20 protein-coding genes are annotated in these 19,680 nt (G+C 63.7%); 12 read left to right on the top strand and 8 right to left on the bottom strand.

Features of this window, described 5'->3' with window-relative positions; translation table 11 throughout:
- Positions 1-277: hypothetical protein (locus ACX3P1_RS17385; protein WP_459080852.1), on the top strand; the 277-nt coding region annotated here is incomplete at its 5' end.
- 231 nt (positions 278-508) lie between these two features.
- On the opposite strand, the gene ACX3P1_RS17380 is transcribed toward ACX3P1_RS17385, so the two are convergent.
- Positions 509-1,213, bottom strand: a complete 705-nt coding sequence (locus tag ACX3P1_RS17380; protein WP_459080851.1) for a Crp/Fnr family transcriptional regulator — start codon at positions 1,211-1,213, stop codon at positions 509-511.
- A gap of 234 nt (positions 1,214-1,447) precedes the next feature.
- On the opposite strand from ACX3P1_RS17380, the gene fba reads away from it, so the two are divergent.
- The 8 genes from fba to ACX3P1_RS17340 all read left to right on the top strand — a co-directional run bounded on the left by fba (position 1,448) and on the right by ACX3P1_RS17340 (position 10,958).
- Positions 1,448-2,512 (top strand): class II fructose-bisphosphate aldolase, encoded by a 1,065-nt coding sequence (gene fba, locus ACX3P1_RS17375; RefSeq protein WP_459080850.1) that lies wholly within the window; start codon positions 1,448-1,450, stop codon positions 2,510-2,512.
- Positions 2,513-2,686: 174 nt separating this feature from the next.
- Entirely contained in the window at positions 2,687-3,235 is a 549-nt protein-coding gene (locus tag ACX3P1_RS17370; protein ID WP_459080849.1) for a MarR family winged helix-turn-helix transcriptional regulator, read from the top strand.
- Positions 3,236-3,394: 159 nt separating this feature from the next.
- A complete protein-coding gene (locus ACX3P1_RS17365) occupies positions 3,395-5,719 on the top strand; it encodes a bifunctional salicylyl-CoA 5-hydroxylase/oxidoreductase (RefSeq protein ID WP_459080848.1) in 2,325 nt (774 codons plus the stop codon).
- Complete coding sequence (locus ACX3P1_RS17360) at positions 5,716-6,495, top strand: SDR family NAD(P)-dependent oxidoreductase (RefSeq protein WP_459080847.1); 780 nt, start codon at positions 5,716-5,718, stop codon at positions 6,493-6,495. The genes ACX3P1_RS17365 and ACX3P1_RS17360 overlap by 4 nt, the downstream gene beginning before the upstream one ends.
- A gap of 2 nt (positions 6,496-6,497) precedes the next feature.
- Positions 6,498-7,340: an enoyl-CoA hydratase family protein gene (locus ACX3P1_RS17355; RefSeq protein WP_459080846.1), complete on the top strand. Its 843-nt coding sequence runs from the start codon at positions 6,498-6,500 to the stop codon at positions 7,338-7,340.
- A 3-nt stretch (positions 7,341-7,343) separates the two neighbouring features.
- Positions 7,344-8,540: an acyl-CoA dehydrogenase family protein gene (locus ACX3P1_RS17350; protein ID WP_459080845.1), complete on the top strand. Its 1,197-nt coding sequence runs from the start codon at positions 7,344-7,346 to the stop codon at positions 8,538-8,540.
- A 20-nt stretch (positions 8,541-8,560) separates the two neighbouring features.
- On the top strand, positions 8,561-8,956 hold the full coding sequence (locus ACX3P1_RS17345) for a RidA family protein (RefSeq protein WP_459080864.1): 396 nt from the start codon (positions 8,561-8,563) through the stop codon (positions 8,954-8,956).
- A gap of 25 nt (positions 8,957-8,981) precedes the next feature.
- Positions 8,982-10,958 (top strand): 3-hydroxyacyl-CoA dehydrogenase NAD-binding domain-containing protein, encoded by a 1,977-nt coding sequence (locus ACX3P1_RS17340; RefSeq protein WP_459080844.1) that lies wholly within the window; start codon positions 8,982-8,984, stop codon positions 10,956-10,958.
- Positions 10,959-10,960: 2 nt separating this feature from the next.
- Here ACX3P1_RS17340 and ACX3P1_RS17335 read toward each other — a convergent pair whose 3' ends face one another.
- Positions 10,961-12,007 (bottom strand): ornithine cyclodeaminase, encoded by a 1,047-nt coding sequence (locus ACX3P1_RS17335; RefSeq protein WP_459080843.1) that lies wholly within the window; start codon positions 12,005-12,007, stop codon positions 10,961-10,963.
- Positions 12,004-12,930 (bottom strand): arginase, encoded by a 927-nt coding sequence (rocF, locus tag ACX3P1_RS17330; RefSeq protein WP_459080842.1) that lies wholly within the window; start codon positions 12,928-12,930, stop codon positions 12,004-12,006. Before rocF ends, ACX3P1_RS17335 begins: the two co-directional genes overlap by 4 nt.
- Positions 12,931-13,059: 129 nt before the next feature.
- Between rocF and ACX3P1_RS17325 the strand changes: the two genes are divergently transcribed.
- Together ACX3P1_RS17325 and ACX3P1_RS17320 are read left to right on the top strand one after the other, a co-directional pair.
- Positions 13,060-13,509: an Lrp/AsnC family transcriptional regulator gene (locus ACX3P1_RS17325; RefSeq protein WP_459080840.1), complete on the top strand. Its 450-nt coding sequence runs from the start codon at positions 13,060-13,062 to the stop codon at positions 13,507-13,509.
- A gap of 119 nt (positions 13,510-13,628) precedes the next feature.
- Complete coding sequence (locus ACX3P1_RS17320; RefSeq protein WP_459080839.1) at positions 13,629-14,249, top strand: glutathione S-transferase family protein; 621 nt, start codon at positions 13,629-13,631, stop codon at positions 14,247-14,249.
- A gap of 8 nt (positions 14,250-14,257) precedes the next feature.
- Here ACX3P1_RS17320 and argB read toward each other — a convergent pair whose 3' ends face one another.
- A complete protein-coding gene (gene argB / locus ACX3P1_RS17315; RefSeq protein ID WP_459080838.1) occupies positions 14,258-15,151 on the bottom strand; it encodes an acetylglutamate kinase in 894 nt (297 codons plus the stop codon).
- Positions 15,152-15,328: 177 nt separating this feature from the next.
- Between argB and ACX3P1_RS17310 the strand changes: the two genes are divergently transcribed.
- The gene (locus ACX3P1_RS17310) at positions 15,329-16,330 is read left to right on the top strand and encodes an LLM class flavin-dependent oxidoreductase (protein WP_459080836.1); all 1,002 of its coding nucleotides are present in this window, start codon (positions 15,329-15,331) and stop codon (positions 16,328-16,330) included.
- Positions 16,331-16,335: 5 nt separating this feature from the next.
- On the opposite strand, the gene ACX3P1_RS17305 is transcribed toward ACX3P1_RS17310, so the two are convergent.
- The 4 genes from ACX3P1_RS17305 to ACX3P1_RS17290 form a co-directional block, all read right to left on the bottom strand.
- A complete protein-coding gene (locus ACX3P1_RS17305; RefSeq protein ID WP_459080863.1) occupies positions 16,336-17,568 on the bottom strand; it encodes a lytic murein transglycosylase in 1,233 nt (410 codons plus the stop codon).
- Between the two features lie 10 nt (positions 17,569-17,578).
- On the bottom strand, positions 17,579-18,184 hold the full coding sequence (gene recR / locus ACX3P1_RS17300) for a recombination mediator RecR (RefSeq protein WP_459080835.1): 606 nt from the start codon (positions 18,182-18,184) through the stop codon (positions 17,579-17,581).
- 59 nt (positions 18,185-18,243) lie between these two features.
- Complete coding sequence (locus tag ACX3P1_RS17295) at positions 18,244-19,131, bottom strand: cell wall hydrolase (RefSeq protein ID WP_459080834.1); 888 nt, start codon at positions 19,129-19,131, stop codon at positions 18,244-18,246.
- A 210-nt stretch (positions 19,132-19,341) separates the two neighbouring features.
- Positions 19,342-19,665 carry a YbaB/EbfC family nucleoid-associated protein gene (locus ACX3P1_RS17290; protein WP_459080833.1) on the bottom strand — a complete coding sequence of 108 codons (324 nt, stop codon included), beginning with the start codon at positions 19,663-19,665 and terminating at the stop codon, positions 19,342-19,344.
- Positions 19,666-19,680: the final 15 nt, after the last annotated feature.

Here is a 19,680-nt window from a genome sequence, read left to right as displayed (position 1 = left end):
CGCTCACCCCCAAGCCATTGCCCTCACTGCCGCTACCTCCTCCTCAAACCGCCTCGTTCACTTCTACCAAAGTAGTGGTAGTACCGCCATCCTCGCGGATAAGCCGCTCAAGCTGGCGCATGTGCCAGATGGCCTGATCGCGCGGGGTCATTTCCGGCTCGGCAGCAACTGCCGGCAGCCATCGGCATGTTTACCCGCAGGAAGCGATGCAATGCCCTTCACGGTCAGTCTATTCATCACTCCCATGGCCGGCTTTTACCCCCTTTACGTCCCCTGAAATGTCCCCCTTTGACGCTGCGCTACAGGGCAATTACGTGAGAAAGGGAGCAATAGCAGGAAACGGAATAAGAAAGCAGTATCAAGCACATTGAGAAGGCTAGAGGCAAGCTGAAAAGCGTAGCAATCACAATGGGATGCTCCTAAGCGGCACCACTTTTTCTCCACCACCACGACACTCGTCCTTCCGACGAGGCTCACGCACCGCACATCGGCGGCGAGCTGCCTGTAATCAGTCTTTCTGCAAACGCCCTTCGGCAAGCAGGAGCAGGCGGTGCGGTTCGACAATCGTCACCTTTTGCCGGCCGCTGCGCACCAGCCCTTTCGTCTCCCACAGGCTGAGCAGGCGGCTTACCGTGTGCAGCGTTGTGCCGGTCATTTCGGCGATGTCCTGCCGCGAGATCGGAAAATCGATCAGGATCCCTTCGTCCGACTTCTTGCCGGTCTGCTTTACTAGGCGCAGCAAGGCGTGCGCGACACGCTGTTCCACCTGCTGCGTGGACATTTCGACGACACGCGTATGGGCTTCCTGCAGCCGCGCACCGACCGTTCGGTATGTCGCGGCGCCGAAGGCCGGGTAAAGCTGCGAAAATTCTGCCCACAGACGGCTTGGCCAGGCAAGCACGACGCAGTCGACCGCGGCGATCGCGCTCGCCGGATAGGTGGTGCGCCCCAGCGCGTGCGCGATGCCCAGCAATTCGCCGGCGCTGATGTAGCGAACGATCACCTGCTGGCCGTCCGCCGTGGTTTTCACCACGCGCACATGCCCGTCCAGCAACAGGTAGAAGAAATGCGCCTCGCCTTCCTGCTCGAAGATCGTGGCGTCCCGCGCAACGCGCTGCGCACGGGCACCCCCCAGCACGTGATCGAGATCACGCGGCTCCATGCCCTCGAACTGAGGCAGGTTCGCAATCAGCGAGCGATCGAGATGGCTCAACACGGTCTCCCGACGGGATAAGCCTGCTTCGGCAAAAGACCGCGCGGCACCCTTGAATCGGCGCAATTTCACACTTCATGGCTCAAACCGCAAGTTGGCCGCGGACAGATGAACACCACTCGACAAACGCCCGGCTTTTGGCCATGAACGGGGCGAGTGGGCGTTTGGCGTCGAGAAATTGCCGCCTTGCGCCCCGCGTCGTTAAACGTTGCTTTTCAGGACCACGGAGGACAAATGGCCCGCATCACACTCAGGCAACTGCTCGACCATGCCGCAGAACACGGTTATGGCGTGCCGGCCTTCAACATCAACAACATGGAACAGGCGCTCGCCATCATGGAGGCGGCAAACGCCTGCGACGCGCCGGTCATCCTGCAGGCATCGCGCGGCGCGCGCACCTATGCCAACGACATCATGCTCAAGCACATGATGGACGCGGTGACGGAAATCTATCCGCATATTCCGGTCTGCGTGCATCTCGATCACGGCAACGAACCCGGCACCTGCATGACCGCGATCCAGTCCGGCTTCACATCGGTGATGATGGACGGCTCGTTGCATGCCGACGGCAAGACCCCCGGCGACTGGGACTACAATGTCGGCGTGACCCGCACCGTCGCCGACATGGCGCATCTCGGCGGCATTTCGGTGGAAGGCGAACTCGGCGTGCTGGGCTCGCTCGAAACCGGCATGGGCGACCAGGAAGACGGCCATGGTGCGGAAGGCAAGCTCAGCCACGACCAGTTGCTGACCAACCCCGACGAAGCGGTGAAGTTCGTCGCCGAAACCAAGGTCGATGCGCTGGCGATCGCCATGGGCACTTCGCACGGCGCGTATAAATTCACGCGCAAGCCCGACGGTTCGGTGCTGGCCATGAACGTCATCGAGGAAATCCACCGCAAGCTGCCGAACACGCATCTGGTCATGCACGGCTCGTCGTCGGTGCCGCAGGAACTGCAGGACATCATCAATGCCTATGGCGGCAAGATGAAGCCGACCTGGGGCGTGCCGATCGAGGAAATCCTGCGCGGCATCAAGAACGGCGTGCGCAAGATCAATATCGACACCGACAACCGCATGGCGCTGACCGGGCAGATCCGCAAGGTGCTGACCGAGGACCCGAGCGAGTTCGACCCGCGCAAATACCTCAAGCCCGCCATGGCTGCGATGACCAAGCTGTGCAAGCAGCGCTTCGAGGAATTCGGCACCGCCGGCCACGCCTCGTCGATTCGGCCTATACCGGTCGCCGAGATGGCCAAGCTCTACAAGAGCGGCTCGCTCGACCCGAAATTCGGCTGACGCTCGGCTGAACCGCCGATCGCTTTGAAGCGCGTGCGCCCGAATGGACGCACGCGCTTCGTCGTTTCGTGCCGGAAGCGTCCAAAAAATACTCCTGACTTGAACTAAGTGGTGCCTCGGGCAACTATCGCCTATAAGGCCGGTCAGGATGATTTGAGACGGAACGACAGGGAAATGGGCGAGATTTCCGGCATGGACGAGAAGCCGACCGCATGGGTCGACGGCGAGACGAAGGTTCTGGAATCGCCCGGCGACCACGGCTCCGAGCTGCGGCTGTGGCTGCGCCTGCTCACCTGCTCGACGCTGGTGGAAACGGAAGTGCGGCGACGCCTGCGCACGGAATTCGATTCGACGCTTCCGCGTTTCGACCTGATGGCGCAATTGGTGCGCGCCCATGACGGCATGGTGCTGGGCGAGGTTTCCAAGCGGATGATGGTGTCGCCCGGAAACATCAGCGTGCTGGTGGAGCGGCTGGTCGAGGACGGCTTTATCAGCCGCACCACATCGCCAAGCGACAGGCGCGTGCAGATCATCGCCCTGACCCCGTTCGGGCGCACCCAGTTCGAAAAGATGGCGGCAGCCCACGCCGAATGGATAGCCGAGCTTTTCGGCGAAATGGCGCTGCAGGACGAAGCGAAGCTGCTCGATGAACTCGCCGTGCTCAAGCGCTCCATCGTCGCGGCATTGGGCCGGTCCGCGAAGGGCGGGACCGCTCGGCCCTGACCGCGGCAGTTGGCATCCAGCCCGGGAACTGTTTCGGCAAACAATTTCAAGCTTAAAGCTTTTAAGCTTGAAATTCAGGGGAAGAAGCCTATTCTTCGAAACGTGGCATAAATACGCCTCCTGTTTTCGTGCGGAGGGTGCTGCCACGGGAGGTCGTCCATGCGCATTGTCTGTATCGGGGGCGGAGCAGCCGGGCTTTATTTCGGTCTGCTGATGAAGCTCCAGCATCCCGCGCACCAGGTCAAGGTGGTCGAGCGCAACCGGCCCTTCGATACGTTCGGCTGGGGCGTCGTGTTTTCCGACGCGACCATGCAGTCGATGCGCCAGTGGGACCCGAAGACGGCGGCCAGCATCGAGGACGCCTTCAACCACTGGGACGATATCGAACTGGTGTTCAAAGGCCGCAAGATCCGCACCAGCGGCCATGGCTTTGTCGGCATCGGCCGCAAGAAGATGCTCAACATCCTGCAGGAGCGCTGCATCGAGCTTGGCGTCGAACTGGTGTTCGAGCGTGAAGTGCTAAGCGACGAGGAGTTCGCGGACGCCGACCTGATCATCGCCGCTGATGGCGTGAACTCCAAAATCCGCGCCAAATATGCCGGCATCTTCAAGCCCGACATGGTGATGCGGCCGAACCGCTATGTCTGGCTCGGCACCGACAAGCGCTTCGACGCCTTCACCTTCGATTTCCGCAAGACCGACCATGGCTGGTTCCAGGCGCATATCTACCGTTTTGACGACAACACTTCGACCTTCATCGTCGAGACGACCGAGGACGTTTTCAACGCGCACGGCCTCGGCGAGATGGATCAGGACCAGTCGATCGCGTTTTGCGAAAAGCTGTTTGCCGATACGCTGGACGGCCACAAGCTTATGGGCAACGCCCGCCATCTGCGCGGCTCGGCATGGCTGAATTTTGGCCGGTTGATCTGCGAGAAGTGGAGCCATTTCAACGGCAACAGCCATGTCGTCTTGATGGGCGACAGCGCGCACACCGCGCATTTCGCCATCGGCTCCGGCACCAAGCTGGCGCTCGACGATGCGATCGAACTGACAAAACAGTTCGATATCGCCGGCCACGACGCCGCCAACATTCCAGCGGTGCTCGCCGCCTATGAAGAGGTGCGCCGCGTCGATGTCGCGCGCATCCAGAACGCTGCCCGCAACGCCATGGAATGGTTCGAGGTCGTCGGCACCCGCTACGCCGATACGATGGAGCCGGAGCAGTTCATGTATTCGATGCTGACGCGCTCGCAGCGCATCAGCCACGAGAACCTGCGGCTGCGCGACAAGACATGGCTCGAGAATTACGAGCGCTGGTTCGCCGAGCACGCCGGGGTCGATCCGGCACCGAACGGGGCGGTGCCGCCGCCCATGTTCACGCCCTTCACGATCCGCGACATGACCCTGCACAACCGCATCGTGGTTTCGCCGATGGCGATGTATTCGGCCACGGATGGCATGCCGGACGATTTCCACATGGTGCATCTTGGCGCGCGAGCCATGGGCGGTGCCGCGCTGATCTTTCCGGAGATGACCTGCGTGTCGCCGGACGCCCGCATCACGCCCGGCTGCCTCGGCCTGTGGAACGAGGAACAGGCGGCGGGGTTCAAGCGCATCATCGATTTCGTGCATCGTGAAACGCAAGCCAAGATCGGCATCCAGCTTGGCCATGCCGGGCGCAAGGGCGCGACCCGCGTCGCCTGGGAAGGCGGCGACGAACCGTTGAGCGAAGGCGGCTGGCCACTGATCTCGGCGTCGCCCCTGCCGTATCTGGAGCATTCCGACACGCCCCGCGCCTTGACCCGGCAAGACATGGACCGCGTGATCGCCGATTTCGTTTCGGCAACCGAGCGTGCCGCCGATATCGGCTTCGATATTCTCGAACTGCATGCAGCGCACGGCTATCTTCTGTCCAGCTTCCTGTCGCCGCTGACCAATCACCGCGACGACGACTATGGCGGCAGCCACGAAAACCGCGCGCGCTTCCCGCTCGAAGTTTTTCGCGCCATTCGCGCCGTGTGGCCGCAGGAGAAGCCTACTTCGGTTCGCCTTTCCACCAATGACTGGTTCGAGGGCGGCAACACGCCGGACGATGCGGCCATTTTTGCGCAGATGTTCAAGGACGCAGGAACGGACCTTGTCGATTGCTCTTCCGGTCAGGTCGTCAAGGAAGAAAAACCGGTCTATGGACGCCTGTTCCAGACGCCGTTTTCCGACAAGATCCGAAACGAGATCGACATCGCCACCATCGCGGTCGGGGCGATTTCGGAAGCCGACCATGCCAATTCGATCATCGCCGCCGGCCGCGCCGATCTATGCGCGATTGCCCGGCCGCATCTGGCCGACCCGTCCTTCGCCCTGCATGAGGCGGCCAGGATCGGCTATGCCGGCCTGGCCTGGCCAAAACAGTATTATTCGGCCCGCGCGCAATACGAGAACAATCTGGCGCGCGCAGCGCTTGACGCGGGCAAGACCCGATGAGCGCCGCCAGGCATGCCTTCGTGACGGGTGCCGGCAGCGGCATCGGCCGCGCCATCGCGCTGGCGCTGGCGGCGAAAGGCTTTTCCGTATCGCTGGCCGGACGGCGCGCGGCACCGCTTGAAAGCGTTTTGCAAGAAATAGCAGCGGGCGGCGGCACCGGCTTTGTGGTCGATGGTTTTGATGTCACCGACAGCCAAGCCGTTGAACGCGGCGTGGAACGGGCACTCGCGGCGCATGGCGACGTGTCGGTGCTGGTCAATTGCGCCGGCGAAGCGGCGTCAGCACCTTTTGACAAAACCGGGCTCGAGCTGTGGAGCCGTATCATCGGCAACAATCTGACCGGCGTGTTTCTGGTAACCCAAGCGGTGCTGCCATCGATCCGCCGAATGAAAAAAGGTCAGATCGTCAATGTCGCCAGCACGGCCGGCCTGACCGGCTATCCTTACGTGTCGGCCTATTGCGCCTCCAAGCATGGCGTCATCGGCCTGACGCGCTCGCTGGCGCTGGAACTGGCGCGCACCGGCATCACCGTCAACGCGGTGTGCCCCGGCTACACCGATACGCCGCTGCTGGAAGGTGCCGTCGAGACGATCACCGGCAAAACTGGCCGCACGGCCGACGAGGCGCGGGCCGCGCTGGCGCGCGCGAACCCGCAAGGACGACTGGTGACGCCTGAAGAAGTCGCAGACGCGGTGCTGTGGCTGGTCGGCGACAATGCGACGGCAATAACCGGGCAGGCCATTCCGGTGGCCGGCGGCGAAGTGATGGGAAGCTGAAAATGACCAGTGAAATGCAGGCCAAGCGCCACCCCTTCAAAGGCCACAAGGCCAAACATTTCCTGTTCGAGACCGATGAGGATGGCCGCGTCGCCACCATCACGCTCAACCGGCCCGAGAAAAAGAACCCGCTGACCTTCGAAAGCTACGAGGAACTGGGCGACCTGTTCCGCTTGCTGCACCGCGCCAGCGACGTTCGCGCCGTGGTGCTGACCGGAGCCGGCGGCAGTTTTTCGTCGGGCGGCGACGTGTTCGAGATCATCGAGCCGCTGACGAAAATGGCGATGCCGGACCTGATCGACTTCACCCGCATGACCGGCGATCTGGTGCGCCAGATCCGCGCCTGCCCGCAGCCGATCATTGCCGCCGTCGATGGCATCTGCGCCGGGGCCGGCGCCATTCTGGCGATGGCGGCGGATTATCGCCTTGCCACGCCGGAAGCCAAGACCGCCTTCCTGTTCACGCGCGTTGGCCTGGCCGGCGCGGACATGGGTGCCTGCGGGATCCTTCCGCGCATCATCGGCCAGGGCCGCGCGGCGGAACTTCTGTTTACCGGGCGCGTGATGACGGCGGCCGAGGGCCATGCCTGGGGCTTTTATAACGGCCTGCATGAGCGTTCTGCTTTGCTTGGCGAGGCGCAGCGCTTTGCCCGCAATCTTGCCGACGGCCCATGGTTCGCGCATTCCATGACCAAGAAGATGCTGGATCAGGAATGGTCGATGGGCATCGAGGAGATCATCGAATCCGAGGCGCAAGCGCAGGCGATCTGCATGGCCACCGGCGATTTCCGCCGCGCCTTCGAAGCCTTCGCCGCCAAAGAAAAACCCGCCTTCAAGGGAGACTGAGCGATGACCGCGCATGGTGCAGAGACGCTGCGCGCGCCCTCGCGCGACCATCTTGAATGGCCGTTCTTCGGGCAGGAGCATCGCGCGCTTGCTGGCGACCTGGATGGCTTCATCGCGGCCAACGGGCTGGGTGTCATCGATCACGCCGACGCCGATGCAGCCTGCAAGGCTCTGGTGAAACAACTCGGCGCGGCCGGCTTCCTGCGCCATTGCGTGCCGCAGGCCTTCGGCGGCATGTCCGAGGTGATTGACAGCCGTGCGCTGTGCATCGCGCGGGAAACGCTGGCTTATGCGGACGGCCTCGCCGATTTCGTCTTTGCCATGCAGGGGCTGGGCACCGGCGCGATCAGCCTGTCGGGAACCGACGCGATCAAGCAGGCTGTCCTGCCCAAAACCGCCAGAGGCGAGTTGATCTCGGCCTTCGCGCTGACCGAACCGGAAGCCGGATCGGATGTCGCGGCGATGGGCTGTGCCGCCCGGCGCGACGGCGACGCCTATGTGCTCGACGGCGAAAAGACCTTCATTTCGAATGGCGGCATCGCCGACGTTTACACCGTCTTTGCCCGCACCGGCGAAGCGCCCGGCACGCGCGGCATTTCGGCTTTCGTGGTGTTTGCCGATACGCCGGGCTTTTCGATCGTCGAGCGGATCGAGACCATCGCGCCGCATCCGCTCGCCCGCATTCGCTTCGATGGCTGCCGCATCCCCGCCTCGCAGCTTCTTGGAAGTCCGGGCGAAGGCTTCAAGATCGCCATGCGCACGCTGGATATTTTCCGACCATCGGTTGCAGCGGCGGCACTTGGCTTTGCCCGCCGCGCTCTGGACGAAGCCGTCGCCCATGCGCAGGCGCGAAAAATGTTCGGGGCGACGCTGGCCGATCTGCCGACCGCGCAAAGCACGCTGGGCGAGATGGCCACGGCAATCGATGCCGCAGCCCTCCTGACCGCCCGCACGGCATGGCGGCGCGACGTGCAGAAACTGCCGGCGACGCGCGAGGCGGCGATGGCCAAGCTGACGGCGACCGAGAACGCGCAATGGGTCATCGACCAGGCGCTGCAACTGTTCGGCGGGCGTGGCGTTCGCGTCGGCGAGATCGTCGAGCGGCTTTACCGCGAAATCCGGGCGCTGCGCATCTACGAAGGCGCGACCGAAGTGCAAAAACTTATCATTGGCCGCGAATTGATGAAGGCGGCGAAATGACGACATCAGGAGACAAGTCGATGCATGAAATCTTGCAGCCGGAAGGCTGGGCCAAGCCGATCGGCTATTCCAACGGTATCGCCGCCAAGGGCAAGACCATCTTCGTCGGCGGGCAGATCGGCTGGAACGGCAATTGCCAGTTCGAGACCGACGATTTTGTCGGGCAGGTACGCCAGACGCTGGAAAATGTCGTCGCCGTCCTGCGCGCCGGCGGGGCCGGTCCCCAGCACATCACGTCCATGACCTGGTATTTCGTCGACAAGCAGGAATATGCGCAGAACCTGCCCGGCATCGGCCAGGCCTATCGTGATATCATCGGCCGGCATTTCCCCGCCATGGCGGCGATGCAGGTCGTCGCCCTGATCGAGGACCGCGCCAAGATCGAAATCCAGGCGACCGCCGTAGTTCCGGAATGAGGTTGGCCGCAATGAGGCAAGGTTCATGACCGCGATCCGCTTTTCGCAAAGTGTCTCGGGCGAAGTCACGGACGGCATCCTCGTCGTTGCCATCGACAACCCGCCCGTCAACGCGTTGTCGGCGCATGTGCGGCAAGGGTTGGCCGAAGCGCTGGAGCAGGCGGCAGCGCATGGCGACGTCGCCGGCGTGGTTATAATCGGTGCCGGTCGCACCTTTATCGCGGGGGCCGACATCAGGGAGTTCGGCAAGCCGATGGCTGAACCGACGCTGCCCGATCTGGTCGAGCGGATCGAGGCGTTCGACAAACCGGTCGTTGCCGCCATCAACGGCGCGGCGCTGGGAGGCGGACTGGAGATCGCGCTGGTCTGCCACGGCCGGGTCGCCAGCGATAAAGCGACATTCGGCCTGCCGGAGGTAAAGCTCGGCATCGTGCCGGGTGCCGGCGGAACCCAGCGCCTGCCGCGCCTGATCGGCACGGAACGAGCCATCGACCTTATCGGCAGCGGCCGCACGATCAAGGCGCCGGAGGCCGCCGAGATAGGGCTTGTCGATGCGGTGGCGGCCGATTGCCTCGACGCCGCACGGGCGAGCGTACGCACGCTTGCCGGCATGCCCCTGCGCCGCACGGGCACGATGAAGGTCCCCGCCGGCGACGCGGCAAGTGTCGAAACAGCCGTGAAGCGCGTCCTTTCCAAGGCGCGCGGACAGGCAGCGCCGGCCGAGGCTGTCCGTCTCGTCAAATTGGCCGGCGAAGTCGACTTGCGGCAGGGGCTTGCCGAGGAGCGGGCAATTTTCCTGCGCCTGCGGGACTCGCGCGAATCGGCGGCACTTCGCCATGTGTTTTTTGCCGAGCGCGCGGCGGGACGGGTCGAAGGGCTGGACACGGCGCTCCTGCGTGAAATCGCAACGGTCGGCATCGCCGGCACTGGCCTGATGGGCGCGGGCATCGCAGCCGCCGCACTTGCCGCCGGCTACCGTGTCATCGGCCTCGAACAGACGCCGGACGCCGCGCAACAGGGCCGGCAGCGGATAACGGCTTTGCTCGACCGGACGGTCAAATCCGGGCGCATGACAGACGCAGCGCGCGAACGCTGCCTCGCCGACCTGACGGTAACGGCCGACGCAAACGCCCTGGCGGTCGCCGACCTTGTCATCGACGCGGTGTTCGACGATCTGGCGATAAAGATCGAACTGTTCAAGCGCCTGGACGGCATCGTGCGGCAGGACGCCATCCTTGCCACCAATACCAGCTATCTCGACCCCGACACGATCGCGGCAGCGACCGCGCATCCCGAGCGCGTCCTGGGGCTGCACTTCTTTTCGCCGGCCAACATCATGCGGCTGGTCGAAATCGTCGACTGTGCGGCCACCGCGCCCGATGTGCTGGCCACCGCGCTGGTCTTCGTCAAGCGCCTTGGCAAACTGGCTATTGTCTGCCGCATCACCGAAGGCTTTGTCGGCAACCGCATCTTTTCGGCCTATCGCCGCGAGGCCGAGTTCATGCTGGAAGACGGAGCCATGCCGCAGGAGATCGACGCGGCGCTGGAAGGCTACGGTTTTCCGATGGGCATCTTCGCCGTCTGCGACATGGCCGGGCTGGAGATCGCCTGGGCACGGCGCAAAAGACAGGCCGCGACACGCGATCCCGCCGAGCGTTACGTCGAAATCGCCGACAGGCTGTGCGAGGCCGGACGGCTGGGCCGCAAGACCGGCCGCGGCTGGTACGACTATGCTGGCGGCGAGCGCGCGGTCGATCCGCAGGTGACCGTGCTGATCGAGGAAGCGCGCCGTGCTCGCAAGCTTGTCCCACACGCCTTCACCCCGTCCGAGATCGTGACGCGCCTGCTCGCGGCCATGGCAAGCGAGGGTGCGGCCCTGCTCACGGAGGGCATCGCCGCCCGCTCGAGCGACATCGACCTGGTGATGATAAACGGCTACGGCTTTCCCGCCTACAAGGGCGGGCCGATGTTCGTGGCTGATAATCCCGAACGAGGCGGTTGACTTCAGTTCGCCTTGGCGGCGCGCAGCAGCATGCCGAACAGGTCGCGCGGCTCGTCCGGGTCGGCGAGCAAATCCAGTTCCTCGAAAAGACCGGTCGCCACAAGCTGGTCGCGCACATAGCGCAGCGCCGAAAAATCCTCGATGGCGAAGCCGACCGAATCGAACAGCGTGATCTGGGCAGCATCCGTGCGCCCCGTCGCGCTGCCGACCATGACCTCCCATAATTCGGTGACCGGATGGTCCGGCGCGAGCGCCTGGATCTCGCCCTCGATGCGGGTTTGCGGCGGGTATTCGACAAAGATGCCCGAGCGCAGCAGGATATCGCGGTGCAGTTCGGTCTTGCCGGGGCAGTCGCCGCCGACCGCGTTGATATGGACGCCACGGCCCACCATGTTGTCCGTCAGGATGGTCGCATACTGCTTGTCGGCGGTGACCGTGGTGATGATCTGCGCACCCTCGACCGCGTCCTGGCCGGAGTGGCAGATGGTAATGTCGAAGCCCATGCCGGCAACGTTTTTCGCGCATTTCTCCGACGCCGAACGGTCGATATCGAAAAGCCGTAGCTTGTCGACGCCGAGCAGCGCCTTGAAGGCGACGGCCTGGAATTCCGATTGCGCGCCATTGCCGATGATCGCCATCGTGTCGGCATCCTTCGGCGCCAGATATTTGGCGGCAACCGCCGAGGTGGCGGCGGTGCGCAGGGCGGTCAGGATGGTCATCTCGGTCAACAGCATCGGATAGCCGTTGCCGACATCGGCCAGCATGCCGAAGGCGGTGACCGTCTGGCGGCCTTCGCGCATGTTCTTGGGGTGGCCGTTGACATATTTGAAGCCGTAAAGCTGGCCGTCGCTGGTCGGCATCAGTTCGATGACGCCGTCGGCGCTGTGCGAGGCGACGCGCGGCGTCTTGTCGAACAGTTCCCAACGCCGGAAATCTTCTTCGACATAGGCCGCCAGTTCAGTCAGGAAGCGCTCGACGCCGATGGCCAGCACCAGCTTCATCATCGAATCGACGCTGACGAAGGGAACGACGTTCAGTTTGGCGGTCATGCTCCATAGCTCCGTGTCGGGCGGTCCATGATGCGGCGGCCCATCAGGCTTGCCGTCAAATCGACCATGAGGGTTGCCGTGCGCCCGCGCTCATCGAGAAACGGGTTCAGTTCTACGAGATCGAGGCTGGTGACGAGGCCGCTGTCGTGCAGCATCTCCATCACCAGATGCGCCTCGCGGATGGTGGCGCCGCCCGGAACGGTGGTGCCGACGGCAGGCGCTATCGACGGATCGAGAAAGTCGACATCGAGGCTGACATGCAGCATGCCGCCCTCGCGCGCCACGCGCTCCAGGAATTCGCGAAGCAGCGGCGCGATGCCGTGCTCATCAATGGCGCGCATGTCGTGCACGGTGACGCCGGCGGCATTCAGCGCTGAGCGTTCGGCCGGATCGACGCTGCGCACGCCGAGCACGCAGATGCGTTCCGGCGAGACGGCGGCTGCAAGGTCGGGGAAATAGCCCGCAAACCCCTTCTGGCCGCTGGCATAGGCAAGCGGCACGCCGTGCAGATTGCCGCTGGTCGTGGTGTCGAGCGTGTGAAAATCGGGATGCGCGTCGAGCCACAGCACGAATAGCGGCCGCCCGACTTCCGCCGCCCGCCGCGACAGGCCGGTGACCGTGCCGGCGGAGATGGCATGGTCGCCGCCGAGGAAAATCGGCATGGCGTCGGCGCTGGCTTCGTAGGAGGCCTGCGCGATCGCACCCGTCCAGGCGACGATTTCAGGCAGCGCCTTCAGCGCGGTGTTGGCGTGGCTGACCGGCCTGACGGCCGGCAGCGTCACCGTGCCCAGATCGGTCAGCGTATGGCCAAGTTCGGTCAAGGCACCTGCAAGACCCGCCGTGCGCAGCGCGCTCGGCCCCATCTCGCATCCCATCCGGCCGGAGCCGACCTGAACCGGCGCTCCCAGTATCGTGCAGTGCATCCCATTTCCCCAAGCGAAATTCGTTCCGCCATCAGAACCTGAATGACTGGCGGATTGAACAGGATGAATTGGCAAATGAAACGAAATGGCTTATCAAAACGGCAGTAAGGTTTCTCGAATTGGTAGATCATGGATTCCTTGGACCAAAAGCTGATCACGCTGCTGCGCCACGATGCGCGCCGTACCGTGTCCGATCTCGCCATCCATCTCGATGTTTCTCGCGCCACGGTGCGCTCGCGTATCGAGCGGCTGGAACGCGCCGGCGAGATCGTCGGCTACACGGTCATCCTGCGCGCCGACGCGGTCGAATTGCCGGTTCGCGGCATCATGATGATCGAGATCGAAGGCCACGCCGCCGACCGGGCCATCCGGGCGCTGGGCGGCTTTGCCGAGGTTTCGACCATCCACACCACCAATGGGCGCTGGGATCTGGTGGTCGAACTGGCGACCGCGACGCTGACCGATTTCGACGCGGTGCTGCGCCGTGTCCGACTGATACCGGGCGTCACCGGCAGCGAAACCAACCTTTTGCTGGCGACGCCGCGCAGCACCAGGGCGCGGCTGACGCCGCAAAGCTGATAGATCGACCTGGATCGCAGGAAAAACCCGCTGGCCTTGTCGCTGGCCGCTTGAGCGGCGTGGCGCTTGCATGGTCAAATCGCCGCCGGCCGGCATGGCGCGGCGGGGGAAGGGACCAGATGTACACACTCTATACGCGGCCGGGCAGCGGCGGTTTTGTCGTGGAAGCGGCGTTTCTTTTAGCCGGCGAGCCCTTCGAGCAGATCGACGTTCCAAAAACCGACCAGCCCGAGGCCGCTTTCCTCAAGGTCAGCCCTTTGAACAAGGTACCAGTGCTGACCCTGCCCGATGGCAATTCGATGACGGAATCGGCCGCGATCTGTATCCTGCTGGCCGAGCTTCATCCTGATGCCGATCTGGCTCCGATGGCCGGTTCCGCCGATCGTGCCCAATTCCTGCGCTGGATGGCGTTCATGGCGTCGTCGCTCTATCCGGCCGACCTGCGCTTCTACTATCCCCACCGCTACACGACCGATCCGGATGGGCAGAAAGCCGTCCGGCAGGCGGCGGTGGCCGAGATGGACCAGGGTCTTGCGGTGATCGACGCAGCCCTTGCCGATCGGGAATGGCTGGTCGGCGACCGCCTGTCGATTGCCGATATCTATCTGCTGATGCTGTTTTGCTGGCACCCGGAGACGGCGCGCGCCCGCGCGACATGGCCGAATATCGAGCGCTTATGCCGCGTGCTGCGCGAGCATCCGGTTCTGAAAGAACTCAACGCCAGGCATGAAATGTGGTGAGGTCGCGGCTACGGAACGATCAGCGTGCCCGCGCCGTGCTCGGTGAACAGTTCGAGCAGCACCGAATGCGGCGTCTTGCCGTTCAGGATGACGACGCCCTCGACGCCGCGCTCTATGGCCTCGATGCAGGTCTCGACCTTGGGGATCATGCCGCCTGAAATGGTCCCGTCGATGATCAGGTCGCGCGCCTGCGCAACCGTCAGCTCGTCGATCAGCTTCTTGTCGGCGTCGAGCACGCCAGGCACATCGGTCAGGAACAGAAGCCGCGTCGCACCGAGCGCGCCGGCAATCGCGCCGGCAAAGGTGTCCGCGTTGATGTTGTAGGTGTGGCCGTCGCGCCCAGGTGCAACGGGTGCAATCACCGGGATCATTTCCGAACGCGCCAGAAGGTCGAGCAGCGTGCGGTCGACCTCGACCGGCTCGCCGACGAAGCCCAGGTCCAGCACGCGCTCGATGTTGCTGTCGGGATCGGTGAAGGTCTTGCGCGCCTTTTCGGCAAACACCATGTTGCCGTCCTTGCCGCACAGGCCGATCGCCCATTCGCCCTCGGCGTTGATGAGCGCCACGATTTCCTTGTTGATCGAGCCGGCCAGAACCATCTCGACGATCTCGACGGTTTTGGCGTCGGTGACGCGCAAGCCGCCCTCGAACTTCGATTCGATGCCCATCTTGGCCAGCATGGCGCCGATCTGCGGCCCGCCGCCATGAACGACGATGGGGTTGACGCCGGACTGCTTCAACAGCGCGATATCGCGCGCAAAGGCCTTGCCCAGTTCAGCATTGCCCATGGCGTGCCCGCCATATTTCACCACCACCGTCTTGTTCTCGTAGCGCTGCATGTAGGGCAGCGCCGCGGAGAGCAGCGCGGCCTGCATTTCGGCGGTGGCGGCGACGTCGTTCATCGGCTTGGGTCCCGGTGGCATGGAAGAACGGCGGCGGTGTAGCGGGATTTTCGGCGAGGGGCAAACGGCATTTCGCCGCCTGTCGTGGAAAGGGCGTCGACATCCGGTTCCTGCCGTTTGCGGCGGAGAGAGCGGCTCCCTATATCCGGTGCTGTTCTTCCCACTGGATACCCGCTCATGGCCCTTCTGTCCGTTCTCGATCTGTCGCCCATCGTCGAAGGCAGTTCTGCCTCGCAGTCGCTCGCCAACTCGCTCGACCTCGCCCGTCATGCCGAGCGGCTGGGCTACAAGCGCTACTGGCTGGCCGAGCACCACAACATGCCCGGCATCGCCAGCGCCGCAACCGCCGTCGTCATCGCACATATTGCGGGCGGCACAAAAACCATCCGCGTCGGCGCGGGCGGCATCATGCTGCCCAACCACGCACCGCTGATCATCGCCGAACAATTCGGCACGCTGGCAGCGCTCCATCCGGGCCGCATCGATCTCGGGCTTGGCCGCGCACCGGGCACGGACATGCTGACGGCGCGGGCGCTTCGCCGCAACATGGAGGCGGGCGTCGATACGTTCCCGCAGGACGTGGTCGAACTGATGCGCTATTTTGAGCCCGCCGAGGAAGGCCAGCGCATCCGCGCCGTGCCCGGCGAGGGCCAGCAGGTGCCGGTGTGGATACTCGGCTCCAGCCTTTACGGCGCGCAGCTCGCCGCGATCCTCGGCCTGCCCTATGCTTTCGCCTCGCATTTCGCGCCGGCCGAAATGGATCACGCCCTCGACGTCTACCGGACACGCTTTCAGCCGTCGCCGCAACTCGACAAGCCCTATGTGATGCTGGGGCTTAATGTCGTTGCGGCACCGACCGATGCCGAGGCGAGGTTGCTGTTCACCTCGCTGCAGCAGGCTTTCGTCAATTTGCGTACCGGCCGCGCCGGGCCGCTGCCTTTGCCGATCGAAGGCTACGAGCAGGCCCTCGATCCCGTCGCGAAAACCATGCTCGGCCAGGCGCTTTCGCAGGCCGTTGTCGGCTCGCCCGAAACGGTCCGGCAGGGCGTCGAGGCCTTCATCCGCCGCACGGGCGCCGACGAACTGATGGTCACCGCGCAGATAGCCGACCATGCGGCGCGCGTAAAATCGTTCGAGATCCTGGCCGAAGCGCATGGGGCGTTGTCGAAGGCGGCTTAATTAATTTAGCGCAGCGCCTTCACCAGTTTCGCATCGGGAAAGCAGGTGGCGGCAAGGCCGTTCTTTTCCTGCCAGGCGCCAATCGAGCGCCGGGTCTTGAAGCCGGGCAGCCCGTCGGCGGAACCGACATCGTAACCCTGCTTCTCCAGCCCGCGCTGCATCGCGGCAATGTCGGAGCGGTAAAGTCCGCCGACCGCGCCCCAGCCCGCCGAAAACCGCTTGTCGCCATAGGCGATGCGGTCGGCGCCATGGCCGATGAACAGCGCATAGAGGTCGCTCATATTGTATTCCTTGAGCACGTAGAAATTCGGCGTGACGATGAAGGCCGGCCCTTCGCGTCCGGCCGGCATCAGCAAAAACCCTTCGGCCCGCGCCTCGCTTGCCGGAAACGGCTTTGCGCTGACGCGGTTGATGCCGAGCTTTTCCCATTGGACGAACTTCTTGCCCCGATCCGGCCCTTCCAGCGAGCAGGAAACGCTGGCCGGAACGGTCACCTCAAAGCCCCAGTCACGGCCTTTTTCCCAGCCATAATCGACCAGATAATTGGCGATGGAGGCAAGAACATCCGGCGTCGAATTCCAGATATCGGGATGGCCGTCGCCGTCGAAATCGACCGCGTGCTTGAGAAAGGAAGTCGGCATGAATTGCGGCTGGCCGAGCGCGCCGGCCCAGGACGATTTCATCGCCGCGCGGGGGACGAGCCCCTTCTGGACGATCTCGAGTGCCGCCAGCAGTTCCGTGCGGAACATGTCCTTGCGCGTCGCCATGAACGCTTTGGTGCCCAGCACGTCGAAGGCATCGTAGGAAAGCTTTGCCGCCCCGAAGCCGGTTTCACGTCCCCATATCGCCAGGACGATGCCGCCCGGCACGCCATAGCGCTTTTCGATGGCCGCCAGCGTCTTCGCATTGGCCGAGGCGCGCGCTCGCCCGCCGGCAGTGACCGCGCCGATGGTCTTTTCCGCAAAATAGCTGCCCGGCGAACCGAATTCCGCCTGATGCTGCTTTTTCGGCGTTTTTGGTTTCTCGCCGGGCATGATCAGATCGGGCAGCTTCAGATTGGGCTTTATCCCGGCAAACGCCGCGTCGAAGGTTTTTTGGGAGATGCCCTGGCTCTTCGCCTGCGGCCACAGATCGGTTCGCAGCCACGCCTGGAACTGGTCGTCGATTTGGGCAGCGGAGACGGGCGCGAGAGATATCAGCAGCATAGTGAGGGCGGCGAAGGCGAGCACACCACGCATCCAACCCATATCAAAACACCGTCCGCGATTTCAGCGCTGCGGCCAGCGTTCCTTCGTCCAGATAATCGAGTTCGCCGCCGACCGGCACGCCATGCGCCAGCCGCGTGATCTTCATCTCGAACCCGGAAAGTTGATCGGTCACGTAGTGCGCCGTGGTCTGCCCCTCGACGGTGGCGTTGACGGCGAGGATCACTTCCTTGACTTCCCCGCCTGCGACGCGGTCGACTAGCGAGCGGATGTTCAGTTGATCTGGGCCGATGCCGTCGAGCGGCGACAGGGTTCCGCCCAGAACATGGTAGCGCACGTTCATGGCGGTCGCGCGCTCCAGCGCCCACAGATCGGCGACATCCTCGACCACGATCAAGGCGGCAGGATCGCGGCGCGGGTCGGTGCAGATCATGCAGGGGTCGGCGGTATCGACATTGCCGCAGGTGGAACAGATGCGCACCTTGTCGACCGCCTCGGCCATGGCCTGCGCCAAGGGCTGGAGCAACTGCTCCTTCTTCTTGATGAGGTGGAGGGCGGCGCGGCGGGCCGAACGTGGCCCTAGCCCCGGCACCTTGGCCAGAAGCTGGATCAGGCGCTCAATCTCGGGGCCGGCGATTCGCTTGGACATGACGTCCATATAAAGCCAATCGCCAAATGCGAACAGCAGGAACGACGGCGCAATCGCCGTCAGTATTCGGTCATCGGCCGGCTCTGGCTCATGATCAGTTCGCCGATGGCGTTGGTGTCGTCAGGCGTCGACTGAAACGACAGCACCGGCTGCGAAACGTCGCGGGTTGCGGCTGCGGCCATGACGGGGGCCTGCGTTGCCGCGGTGTCGAAGTCCTGCACCGAACCGAAACGCGCGGCGTCGGGCTCCTGCATGGCGATGAGCGTCTTGCTATCCGGCAGCGGCTTGGCAGCCGGCGTCGCGGTCGTCTTGAGCGTCGGGACCGGCGCTGCCGAAGCCAGCAGCACCTCCGGTTGGGCGGTCGTTGCGGCGCTGGCGGGAGCATCTTTCGCCGGTATTGCGCTGGCAATCGCAAACAGGCCTTCGTCCGGCAGCGGCTTCCAGTTGCGGCCGCGCTTCTCGTAGAAGGCATTGCCGCCGGCAACCTCGATATAATGCATGTTCTTGTACGGGAATTTCAGGCCCGCCGTATGGAAATGCATGGCGTTCTTCAGCTTCGGCGCGCGCTCACCCTTCAAAACGGCCTGAGCGGCCGCCTCGACGTCCGGCATCGCCTTCGAATTCATCTTGCGCGTCAGCACGCCGGGCGCGAACTGGCGCGGTTCGCCGACAACGCCGCAGATCGTATTGCCATGGCGGCCCGACCGAAGCCGGTTCATCACCACCGTGCCCACCGCGACCATGCCTTCACGGCTGGAGCGGTTGGATTCAAAGAACATCGCCCGCGCAAGGCATTCCTTGTCCCTGGAAGTGTATCTGTAGGCGTGCGTGCTCATGAAGCTCGGCGTGAGGCTGGCCGTCAGGCTGGCGGCGGAAATGCTTCCCGTGGTCTGGTTACAGCCGGCCAGCAGCAAGGGGGAGATCAGGATGCCCAGCAGCGCAGGCATCTTCCATCGCAGAGCGACCAGGTTCTGGATAATCGACAAACTGGCCTCTTCTGCTGCTGTCCCGCCCCCGCGTCATGGCAAGAATGGGGCAATATCAGGCAAAAAGATGGCTAACGCCTTAATAAGAACGATTGACACCGCAAGCCAAGGCTTTGAATGCGATCAACATTCCGCCTTGGTCAGTTACATTGCGTGACTGGGGGCAGGACTTCAGAACGGCAGCTTCATTCCGGGCGGGATCGGAAGGCCGGCCGTCAACGCCTGGGTCTTCTCCTGCATGACCTGATCGATCCGGCCCTTGGCGTCGTTATGGGCGGCCAAAATCAGGTCTTCGAGGATCTCGACCTGGTCTTCCTTGAACAGCGACGGATCGATCTTCAGCGCCTTCATGTCGAACTTGCCGGAAAGCGTCACTTGGACAAGACCGCCGCCAGCCTGCCCCGAAGCCTCGACGCTGGCGATCTCTTCCTGCATGGCCTGGAACTTGGCCTGCATTTCCTTTGCCTTGCCCATCAGGCCGAGAAGGTCTTTCATGGTGCGATCCTTTGC

The organism is Mesorhizobium sp. A623 (assembly GCF_054489405.1).
The sequence above is the reverse complement of the archived record's forward strand: the minus strand, read 5'-3'. Positions and strand labels throughout refer to the sequence as shown.

Bases quoted from the DNA above. Each gene is read 5' to 3' on its own strand.
- ACX3P1_RS17320 (WP_459080839.1), top strand. From the start codon at position 13,629: ATGTACACACTCTATACGCGGCCGGGCAGCGGCGGTTTTGTCGTGGAA.
- ACX3P1_RS17360 (WP_459080847.1), top strand. From the start codon at position 5,716: ATGAGCGCCGCCAGGCATGCCTTCGTGACGGGTGCCGGCAGCGGCATC.
- ACX3P1_RS17370 (WP_459080849.1), top strand. From the start codon at position 2,687: ATGGGCGAGATTTCCGGCATGGACGAGAAGCCGACCGCATGGGTCGAC.
- argB (WP_459080838.1), bottom strand. From the start codon at position 15,151: ATGAACGACGTCGCCGCCACCGCCGAAATGCAGGCCGCGCTGCTCTCC.
- ACX3P1_RS17295 (WP_459080834.1), bottom strand. From the start codon at position 19,131: ATGCCTGCGCTGCTGGGCATCCTGATCTCCCCCTTGCTGCTGGCCGGC.
- ACX3P1_RS17345 (WP_459080864.1), top strand. From the start codon at position 8,561: ATGCATGAAATCTTGCAGCCGGAAGGCTGGGCCAAGCCGATCGGCTAT.
- ACX3P1_RS17310 (WP_459080836.1), top strand. From the start codon at position 15,329: ATGGCCCTTCTGTCCGTTCTCGATCTGTCGCCCATCGTCGAAGGCAGT.
- ACX3P1_RS17340 (WP_459080844.1), top strand. From the start codon at position 8,982: ATGACCGCGATCCGCTTTTCGCAAAGTGTCTCGGGCGAAGTCACGGAC.
- ACX3P1_RS17305 (WP_459080863.1), bottom strand. From the start codon at position 17,568: ATGCGTGGTGTGCTCGCCTTCGCCGCCCTCACTATGCTGCTGATATCT.
- recR (WP_459080835.1), bottom strand. From the start codon at position 18,184: ATGTCCAAGCGAATCGCCGGCCCCGAGATTGAGCGCCTGATCCAGCTT.
- rocF (WP_459080842.1), bottom strand. From the start codon at position 12,930: ATGCACTGCACGATACTGGGAGCGCCGGTTCAGGTCGGCTCCGGCCGG.
- ACX3P1_RS17355 (WP_459080846.1), top strand. From the start codon at position 6,498: ATGACCAGTGAAATGCAGGCCAAGCGCCACCCCTTCAAAGGCCACAAG.
- ACX3P1_RS17335 (WP_459080843.1), bottom strand. From the start codon at position 12,007: ATGACCGCCAAACTGAACGTCGTTCCCTTCGTCAGCGTCGATTCGATG.
- ACX3P1_RS17325 (WP_459080840.1), top strand. From the start codon at position 13,060: ATGGATTCCTTGGACCAAAAGCTGATCACGCTGCTGCGCCACGATGCG.
- ACX3P1_RS17350 (WP_459080845.1), top strand. From the start codon at position 7,344: ATGACCGCGCATGGTGCAGAGACGCTGCGCGCGCCCTCGCGCGACCAT.
- fba (WP_459080850.1), top strand. From the start codon at position 1,448: ATGGCCCGCATCACACTCAGGCAACTGCTCGACCATGCCGCAGAACAC.
- ACX3P1_RS17290 (WP_459080833.1), bottom strand. From the start codon at position 19,665: ATGAAAGACCTTCTCGGCCTGATGGGCAAGGCAAAGGAAATGCAGGCC.
- ACX3P1_RS17365 (WP_459080848.1), top strand. From the start codon at position 3,395: ATGCGCATTGTCTGTATCGGGGGCGGAGCAGCCGGGCTTTATTTCGGT.